Raw genomic sequence first — 8,856 nt, 5'->3', positions numbered from 1 at the left:
GGAAAAATGGAGTCAGCCCATGCACAATTGGGCGCTTATCGCGTCTCAGCTCCATATTTATTTTGAAGACCGTATGAACCTGAAACTTAGATAATCAATGAGGTGACACAGTTAGATGAACACTCTCTATAAAGGCTGATAACTCAAGATTTCCAGAATATGGATATCAGTAAAATCAGGAGATCCTTCGTCCTAAACTCCTCAGGATGGCCTGGTGTGAACGGTCTTTAAAAGTAAGCTAAGTTTCATTAAAAAGTTTCTTACCTATAATGACCGTTTTTATATCCCATAGCCAAATGAATGGGCTCAGTATCAGTGATATGATATTCAGTCTCTTAAAATCGATCCTTGCGTTCAGATTTTTTGTGTTCGGGTACTCGGATTAAACCTGCATGATATTTTTCTTGAGTTTCGTGAATATTTACATAACGTTTGTTCGGCCTATCTTCCTCAACACCAACAATCGCATCAAGAAACTCAACTAACCATTGAAATATATTCTTCATTTGGCACCTTCCATGTAATAAAATTTATCCGTTTCACCATTATAATCACATTTTAAATTCTATTGGCAATAGGGGTTTTGTGTGTTTTTGTTACAATCTGGATAAGCCATTGTAATTCAAGCGTTTTTGGAAACAATCTTAATAGGTACGCTAAAAATGTCGGAGCAATTATTTTGTTTTCTATGTACCACCATCAGCTCCTAGAGCCTCATAGTAATTTCCTATAGAATGCCCCCAATTATTACTTTCGGAGCCTATATGGAAACCAAAATTGAAGCGAATCTTGAAAATCTTGAATCACTAATACCCACCTCTTTTTATGACAACATTCCAGGTCTCAGCAAAATCCAAGTAGAGAATGCTAGAACAATTATTATTAAAAAACTGCAATCATTTATTCAAAAAATTAAAAATGAAAAACAGGCCTTTGAAATAGAAAGAGAAGATGCTGTTAAACTAAGTTTTGACGAGCATGAAATAGAAGAGTGCTTCAGTCAGCTGGAGCAAGAATTAACTGTCGTTGAAACCCCTCCTTTTTATTCTTTAGAGTGGAATATGTTAATTCCTCTCACTGCTCCATCATCCCAGAGCCAAAATTATTTTGGTCAGTATTTTAATGTTAGAAAACTCGACTTAATTGAACATGTTATTAATCATTGCTTTGGAAACACGGTTTGTAATGGAAGTTTCCAACCGACGAGGAATGCTATCAATAAACATGTACCCGGAAGAATTTGCATTGTAGGCATTAACCAAATTGTAGAAATGGATTCAGAATTTTCACCTGCTCAAGAAAAAAAAACCATTTCAATACAACCAAGTACAGCGATTCGAGAAATACTGAAAGAGACCCATGAGATCCCAAAGCAAATTACTGCCATTCTAGAATCAACAAATAGCTTAACAAATGAAGATATCCCCCAAGAGGAAAAAAAGGACCAAGAAGAAATTAATAAACATCAAAACTCACTCGAATTAGTTAGTAATAACACGCGATTATTATCGATAATAAATACGCTTAAAAATAATATATCCACGCAACAAAATGGTCGTCAAACCATCAGAAATAGTGAATGGAAAACAAACTTATTCGTTGAAATAGAAAATCGACTTAAATTAGAAGATCCACAACATACTGATATAAATAAATATATCACTGAAATTCGTAGTGTTTGCGCCATGAAAAGAAATCCCTTACATTTTTGGTCCATGCCACATAGTGCTTCTGAGTTTGATTTGCTGATAAAAGAACTCAATTTAGATATTGGTGGAAGTCAAAATACACTCTAAGCTACTAGTTTAATATTCCTAAAGCCAAATGGAGTTGGTATCTCTCTTCAACCAACGTATCCTTGTAATTACTTGACTCACGTAACTATTAAAATGAATTGTTCTTTAATTACCTGATTAAAGCAGATAAAGAGAATGACTAGCTAAATTTACTCTGATAGTTTAATTTATTGTAATTACTATAAATTACTCTTCTTTACAGGTAATTTCCGCTAACTCACCTAAGGGCACTCTATGACTATAAAGTGGATACCGGATAATCAAATTGGTGAATTACAAAAAGATGGCACTTTTACTCGTGCTGCTTCGTATGGTGTAAGCATGATTAATGCTTATTTCTTTGATGAATTGTCACAACTTGACCCTATTAACCAAGAAAAAAATCTATTGAACATTATCGAGACCGAATCCAAACTTGTGCCTTCTTTAAAAGCCTTGGATATCATTGGATTTTTTTCTCCGGAGGAGTGGTTACACAGTGCTCATCAAGGAAGATTGATGATTATTTTGCTTTACTTTACACAACAACCTGAAGCAGTGACTCCTGAAATTGTGAAACAATTAAAAGAAAAGTATTCAACACTTACTCCGACTTTACAAAAAATGGTTGATGAGATTTTACTGGAGTTTTCAGCATGAACTATTCACCTATTGCAATCGATCCAGATAAGTTAATTCCTGATAATAAACAAGGAATGATTACTGATAATGGAACCTTTTATCGTAAAGGGACATCGTTAGCGACATTTGATAATGCCAGAAAATATCAAGCATTAATCGATAGTGGGGTGAACGACATCGCCCATCCTGAAATTCAAACCGTAATTAATGATCAACGATTTATTACCAATATGATGGCAGTAGGATTATATTTTTCTTTTTTCCCAGAGGCCGATTGGTTAGCAGATGAGAAACAAGAAGGCCGAATGATGCCTGCACTTCTGATGTTGCAGCAATACCCCAATAAATTATCTCCTGAATTACAACAACGTTTAATGCACATAAAAAATAAGCTTAATCCTATAACTCACGCTTTAATTGAAGAAACATTAGATTATTATCGAAAATACCTTGATAAGTTTGAGAAGACAAAAAAATATGTATCCCATTTGTTTATGCAATATGTACACGGATTGGAAAATCAAAAAATTAATGATATTGATGCATTATGGTTAGATAAAGCAGAAAGCTGCTTAATTGTCCCCTCTTCCGATACCCCAATTAAAGGTAAAAGTAATATTATAAATTTCACTCAAAAGAATTTTTCTAATTTTAGCAAATTAACACTTCACGTTTCCAAAATTGATATTGATATCGACTTGCTCAAAGGTATTGCCCATTTATATGCACTACAGACTTTAAAAGTAGAATTAAAAGAAGATGACGCATTCAAAGGAAAACCAATTCCGACTAAAGCAGTCATCAATGTAGAATTTATTCGTTTAGATGTTCCTTCCTGTCAACCTATTTTGAAAGGATTTGAAAATTGGCGATTAGGAAATTGGAAGATTTCCAACTGGACTGAATCTTTTCCATACTCTCAATTTTAAAGGACTTCACCCATGCTGATTAAATCCTTAAAAACATTTAGTTTTGCTTTATTTGCATATGCCAGCCATTCTGTCGCTGCTTTATATTTAGAGACGCCTATTCAAAAAGAATTATTGACTGATGGGAAGATGCATCTTTATCTCTGTGGAACTGGCGATCCAGAAGTTACCATGCAAGAGATACGCAAATCAGCCTGTCTTGCTGTAATTGCCGATAAGCAATTTATGCTATTTGATGCGGGTGAAGGAGCAATCCAAACCTTGGCCTCGATGGGCTTACCCTATCCTGCAATTCATAATGTATTTATAACACATTGGCATTCCGACCATTTCAGTGGCTTGGGCCAGGTCATTAATGCCTCTTGGAATAATGGCCGTAATGAGCCCATCAATGTTTATGGACCCTATGGGGTAAAGCAAGTTGTAAAAGGATTTGCAAAAGCCTATCAACTGGATGTCATTTTTCGATCTTCAAATAGTCAAGGAAGATTAGATCCACAACTGGGATTTGGGATTCCCAAATTAGTGGATGCGATGACGCAAGATAAAATCATTTACGATACGCCAAATATTAAAATTAGCGCGTTTCCTGTTTCTCATGAACCCGTATATCCAGCACTAGGTTATGTCGTACACTATAAGGGATGTAAAATAGTCATCAGTGGTGATACCAAAGTTACTCCCACTTTAGCTAATCACGCTAAAGACGCCGATCTTTTGATCAATGAAGTGCTTAGCAATGCCTTAAACCAAGAAATATACCAACAGTCAATGGCAAAAGGAGATACATTGAATGCTGCGTTCTCCTTGGAAACCAAGAACTACCATTCTGATTCGTTAGAGCTTGCGAAAATGGCGCAGCAAGCAAAAGTAAAGCATTTGGTTTTGACTCATTTTGTCCCTGCAATTCCAACCACATCTTCCGTAGTACAAGCTTTTGTTAAGGGAATGAGTAAGTATTACACCGGCCCAATGACAATAAGTGCAGATAAGGATGAAATCACTATTGAGTCAACAGGACCAGGTAATTGTCAAATTCAATACAAGCCGGCACCTCAACCAGTGAGCCAGGTGCATAAAATTAATTAACGTGCCAACAAAACACAATGCCATTGACCCAATTAATGCATTTAATTTGAATTAAATGTAACATTGCTCCATTTTTATAACTGATAATGGAGATGATATTTATGAATCCAGAAGATCATTTGGTAGTAAGATTTTTACGTTTTTGGAAGTTTAACAATGCAGCAGATACATTTGTAAAATCTTTATTTGACCCAAGCATAAGAATTTCTTTTCATGAAGATGTTAAAAGTGCCATTGCAGAACTCTACACCCTCAACAATCAGCTCCCTCTAGATAGTACTTCAATTTATGGGCTAAATACATTTTTCAAAAACCAAAATGATTTGTTTGAGAAGGTAGGCAATAAATATCGATTGGCTCAATTCAGTTCTGTTATAGCAATCGATGATGGAGTTCTGTACACATCAATGGGCCCGCTCCAGTAGCTCCCAATTCTCTAAATGCTAGAATTTTTAATTGATTTTTTCAGTTTTTTTGCAGATTTTGATATTTCTTCTTTGTTTATAAAAATTTGTTGGGGAAAATTAAGCCAAAATAAATAGACGAGCCTCATATACTCTAAATAATTATAGGTATTTTCCATAAAAACGTTCACTTGCTTTTCCATAAGTTCAAAGGGGGAATGAATTTCTTTCCATTCTTCTAGAGGAACAAATGCAAAGTTAAAAAAAAGTGTCTTCGGGACCTCGAACGTTTGAAGTATCGCGGAGGTTATCTGGCTGTTTGTATCTTCCATCTTTCTCTCCTTGTTTATCTTTTATTCATCCTTGATTCATTAGTTTAGCTCATAAAATAGTGAGCGATATAAAATGAAATGCTCCGGATAAAAATTCGATATAGTTCTGAGCATACAAAATTATGAAAACATTCTAATGCAAGTGATAAAATACTTAATAAAAGGAAAGGGATTGCTCATAAAAATCCCTCTCCCAGATGGATTACTTTTTTTAATCTATATTTTTTTGAATTTTAAAAAAGACGTGATTGAAATACTAAAAAAATAGAAGAAAAATCTGAAGAATTACCCTTAGAAGTGTACTTTAAATCCATTAACATATATTACGGTAAACATAGACATGATTCTGCTCAATTTCATCACTTGATTTCTAACTATTTAATTAAAAGAAATTTAAAAAACCCCACAGCAGGACTTCATACTTTCTTAAAAAAGATGAACTTCGACTTTTTAAAGATGCCCATGCTCTTCTAGACATTGATTGTAAAACTCGAGGATGTGCTTATATTGCTTTCTTATGATGATCGCTTTGAAAGCCACACGGAGCAGAATTCAATTAGTCATTAAACAAATTTGGAAGAAACGACTTTCCATTCAAAAGATGAATAAAAAACTACAAGCTGAATTTTTGGATTTTTATTCATTAATAGATAATTCGCCATCCTTATCTAAGATTCCACTTAAGAAATAAAACCTAGACTTATAACTACTTTAAAACGTTCCGTATTACTATTAAGTTTCATTCGTATAGTCATACACACTATCAATGGTAGTATGCCATGTAGCCATATCAGGCCACTTATTTTTGTCGAAACCTTGTGCATTTTTTAATGTAGATTTTTCAATGTTCAAAATAAAGCATTCTTCTTTTTCATTAAAATTAATACTTTTCCAAGGAAGTGCAAAATACTTTTCCCCCAAGCTTTTAAATGATAAGACAACGTATCGCGCTTCTCCTGAAAATTTGTCGAGAACAATTTCTTCAATTTGGCCCAATACCTCTAATTGAGTGGATTTAACTTCATTACCTATTACATCAGCACTTTTTACAATATTAAAATTGTTCATAATAATTTTTTTCATTATTAGTATTTATTTGATAATAGCAAAAATTTTTATCTTTATTGCCTATAATAAAGCAATAGAAAATTTATTAAGGAATAAAAATGAAATTGAATTCAACCCCCAACATTGAAAAAATAAAAGAACAAGCAAAAATTTCGTTTAAAGAAGGAGCCTTAACTCAAGATTATTCTCTTGATGTTGAAGAAGCATGCAAATTATTAAACGATGCATTAGCCAGCGAAATTGTGTGTGTTTTACGATATCGATTCCACCAAGTGATTGCAAAAAGTATTGATAAACCCCAAGTGGTAAAAGAGTTTGAAGAGCATGCCATCGATGAAGAAAAACATATGATGTTAATTGCTGAACGAATTAACCAATTAGGTGGTGAACCGGATTTTAATCCTTCAACACTGCTTGCGAGATCTCCTACTGAATATAAGTCTGGAAATAATCTAGTCGAGCTCATAGAAGAAAATCTAATTGCTGAACGAATAGCCATTATGATGTATCGTGAACTTATAAATTGGTTTGGAGCAAACGATCCTACAACGAGACGTCTTTTAGAAGATATTCTTAAGGACGAAGAAGATCATGCTAATGATTTAGCTGACTTATTGGAATAAATAAGAATGAGATCGGTGTCTAGTTCTACACTACAAATTATTGCTATGCTTTTCTAAGCTCTAATTAAAAATATAAAGAAAGGATATCTATGCGAGAGAATGGTGGATTAATCATATTGATTGTACTTTTCATCGCACTCTTGGTGTTATTTTTTTGGGATATCTTTCAGAAGAAACACACCATACTTCGTACTTATCCCATAATTGGCCATGTTCGGTATTTTGCTGAGTGGCTTGGGGTTTACTTAAGACAATTTTTTTATACTCATGAGCGTGAAGAATTGCCCTTTAATCGATTTGAACGAGCTTGGGCTCATGAAGCATCCAAAGGAATATATCCTATGGAGGGTTTTGGATCTTCTCGAAATCGAAAGCCTATAGGGACTATATATTTTATAGACTCACCGTTCCCCCTTTTAGAAAAAGAAGTAAAAATAAGTTCGATAACCATCGGACCGCAATGTCCTAATCCATATACCACAAAAGCGTTTGTTAATATCTCTGCTATGAGTTTTGGATCTCTTTCAAAAAATGCCATTTTAGCATTGTCTAATGGTGCCAAACTGGCAGGATGTTGGCTAAATACTGGTGAAGGAGGATTAACAGAATATCATCTTGCAGGGGAATGTGACTTGGTTGCTCAAATTGGTACTGCGAAATATGGATATCGTGATGACAAAGGACATTTATCTGAAGAAAAATTAAGAAAAGCAAGTTCTTATCCTCAGGTTAAAATGTTCGAAATTAAATTAAGCCAAGGGGCCAAACCCGGAAAAGGTGGACTATTGCCAGCAGTTAAAGTCACACCAGAAATAGCCAAGATTCGGGGAATCCCCGCTTATATAGATTCAGCGAGTCCTAATCGTTTCCCCGAAATATCTAACTCGAAACAACTCCTTAACTTTATTTATAAAGTAAGAAAAATTACCGGCAAACCCACCGGTTTCAAAGTCGTATTAGGGGATTACACATGGCTAGAAGAATTATGCCAGGAAATTATTAAAAAGGGCCTCGACTATGCACCGGACTTTATTACCCTTGATGGTGCAGAAGGAGGAACAGGAGCCGCTCCAGCTAATTTAATGGGATATATGGGATTATCCCTTGATGAAAGCTTACCTCAATTAATCGATATGCTCGTTGAGTATGACTTAAGAGACAGAATAAAAGTAATTGCTTCTGAAAAACTAATAACACCCGATAAAGTAGCCTGGGCATTTTGTGTTGGAGCCGATATAGTCAATAGTGCCAGAGGTTTCTTATTTTCCTTGGGGTGTATTCAAGCATTACGATGTCATACTGATACTTGTCCCACTGGAATCGCCACGCACAATAAATGGTTAATGAGAGGATTGGATCCCCATAATAAAGCTCAAAGAGTATTTGCCTACCACAAAAACCTTGAAGAAGGGGTAAAAATGATTTGTCACTCATGTGGGGTAGATGAACCACGCAAATTAACCAGAGCAAACGCCAGAATCGTTTCAGAACATGGAACATCCATTTCATTAGCTGATGTTTTTCCTGATAAAAAAAAGGGGATAAAATTAAAAAATAAAAAGAAATAATACCTAAATTAGCAAATTTATCTCAATTTTAAACTTAAAAACTCGGCGTGACGACTTGGATCTTTATTAATGTATGATATAGCGTAACGAATTCCTGTTAAAATTTGAAATTTGCATTTTAAATGAAATACAGGAAAAAGATAAATTAAAATCTAAAGAAGAAAAACTCGAATAACAATTCAATAAAAATAAGTTAAACATGAGGTAACACAATCTCGTATAAATCAATCTGAAGTAGCTCAGATTATATGGTCAAGACAATCAGCCAATTAGTACAAGTTAGCTTCACCCATTACTGGGCTTCCACACCTTGCCTATCAACGTCGTAGTCTTCAACGGGCTTCAAGGGAAAACTCATCTTGAGGGAGGCTTCCCGCTTAGATGCTTTCAGCGGTTATCCCGTCCGAACTTAGCTACCCGGCAATG

At 34.7% G+C, this 8,856-nt stretch carries 10 protein-coding genes and 1 rRNA gene; 7 read left to right on the top strand and 4 right to left on the bottom strand.

The genetic code is table 11. The annotated features are described in order from the left end of the window. Positions 1–335 precede the first annotated feature (335 nt). Entirely contained in the window at positions 336–506 is a 171-nt protein-coding gene (locus tag ACWTEW_RS05410; protein WP_454783602.1) for a hypothetical protein, read from the bottom strand. A 258-nt stretch (positions 507–764) separates the two neighbouring features. On the opposite strand from ACWTEW_RS05410, the gene ACWTEW_RS05405 reads away from it, so the two are divergent. The 5 genes from ACWTEW_RS05405 (at position 765) to ACWTEW_RS05385 (ending at position 4,860) form a co-directional block, all read left to right on the top strand. After that, positions 765–1,796: a hypothetical protein gene (locus ACWTEW_RS05405; RefSeq protein WP_454783601.1), complete on the top strand. Its 1,032-nt coding sequence runs from the start codon at positions 765–767 to the stop codon at positions 1,794–1,796. A gap of 234 nt (positions 1,797–2,030) precedes the next feature. Beyond that, on the top strand, positions 2,031–2,435 hold the full coding sequence (locus ACWTEW_RS05400; RefSeq protein WP_454783600.1) for a hypothetical protein: 405 nt from the start codon (positions 2,031–2,033) through the stop codon (positions 2,433–2,435). Continuing rightward, positions 2,432–3,346 (top strand): hypothetical protein, encoded by a 915-nt coding sequence (locus tag ACWTEW_RS05395; protein ID WP_454783599.1) that lies wholly within the window; start codon positions 2,432–2,434, stop codon positions 3,344–3,346. The genes ACWTEW_RS05400 and ACWTEW_RS05395 overlap by 4 nt, the downstream gene beginning before the upstream one ends. A 12-nt stretch (positions 3,347–3,358) precedes the next feature. Then, on the top strand, positions 3,359–4,435 hold the full coding sequence (locus tag ACWTEW_RS05390; protein WP_454783598.1) for an MBL fold metallo-hydrolase: 1,077 nt from the start codon (positions 3,359–3,361) through the stop codon (positions 4,433–4,435). 101 nt (positions 4,436–4,536) lie between these two features. Beyond that, the gene (locus tag ACWTEW_RS05385) at positions 4,537–4,860 is read left to right on the top strand and encodes a hypothetical protein (protein WP_454783597.1); all 324 of its coding nucleotides are present in this window, start codon (positions 4,537–4,539) and stop codon (positions 4,858–4,860) included. Between the two features lie 11 nt (positions 4,861–4,871). Here the strand turns inward: ACWTEW_RS05385 and ACWTEW_RS05380 are convergent, their stop codons facing one another. Both ACWTEW_RS05380 and ACWTEW_RS05375 read right to left on the bottom strand, forming a co-directional pair. Then, complete coding sequence (locus ACWTEW_RS05380; RefSeq protein WP_454783596.1) at positions 4,872–5,171, bottom strand: hypothetical protein; 300 nt, start codon at positions 5,169–5,171, stop codon at positions 4,872–4,874. 732 nt (positions 5,172–5,903) lie between these two features. Next, entirely contained in the window at positions 5,904–6,239 is a 336-nt protein-coding gene (locus tag ACWTEW_RS05375; protein ID WP_454783595.1) for a PRC-barrel domain-containing protein, read from the bottom strand. Between the two features lie 98 nt (positions 6,240–6,337). Here ACWTEW_RS05375 and ACWTEW_RS05370 point away from each other — a divergent pair, with 98 nt between their 5' ends. Together ACWTEW_RS05370 and ACWTEW_RS05365 are read left to right on the top strand one after the other, a co-directional pair. Further along, positions 6,338–6,862, top strand: coding sequence for a ferritin-like domain-containing protein (locus tag ACWTEW_RS05370; RefSeq protein ID WP_454783594.1), 525 nt, complete (start codon positions 6,338–6,340; stop codon positions 6,860–6,862). 89 nt (positions 6,863–6,951) lie between these two features. After that, positions 6,952–8,430 carry an FMN-binding glutamate synthase family protein gene (locus tag ACWTEW_RS05365; protein ID WP_454783593.1) on the top strand — a complete coding sequence of 493 codons (1,479 nt, stop codon included), beginning with the start codon at positions 6,952–6,954 and terminating at the stop codon, positions 8,428–8,430. Between the two features lie 248 nt (positions 8,431–8,678). Here ACWTEW_RS05365 and ACWTEW_RS05360 read toward each other — a convergent pair. Then, a 23S ribosomal RNA gene (locus ACWTEW_RS05360) occupies positions 8,679–8,856 on the bottom strand; the annotation flags it as partial.

The sequence above is a fragment of the Legionella stuttgartensis genome (genome assembly GCF_977063405.2).
This window is presented reverse-complemented; position numbering and strand designations above follow the sequence as displayed.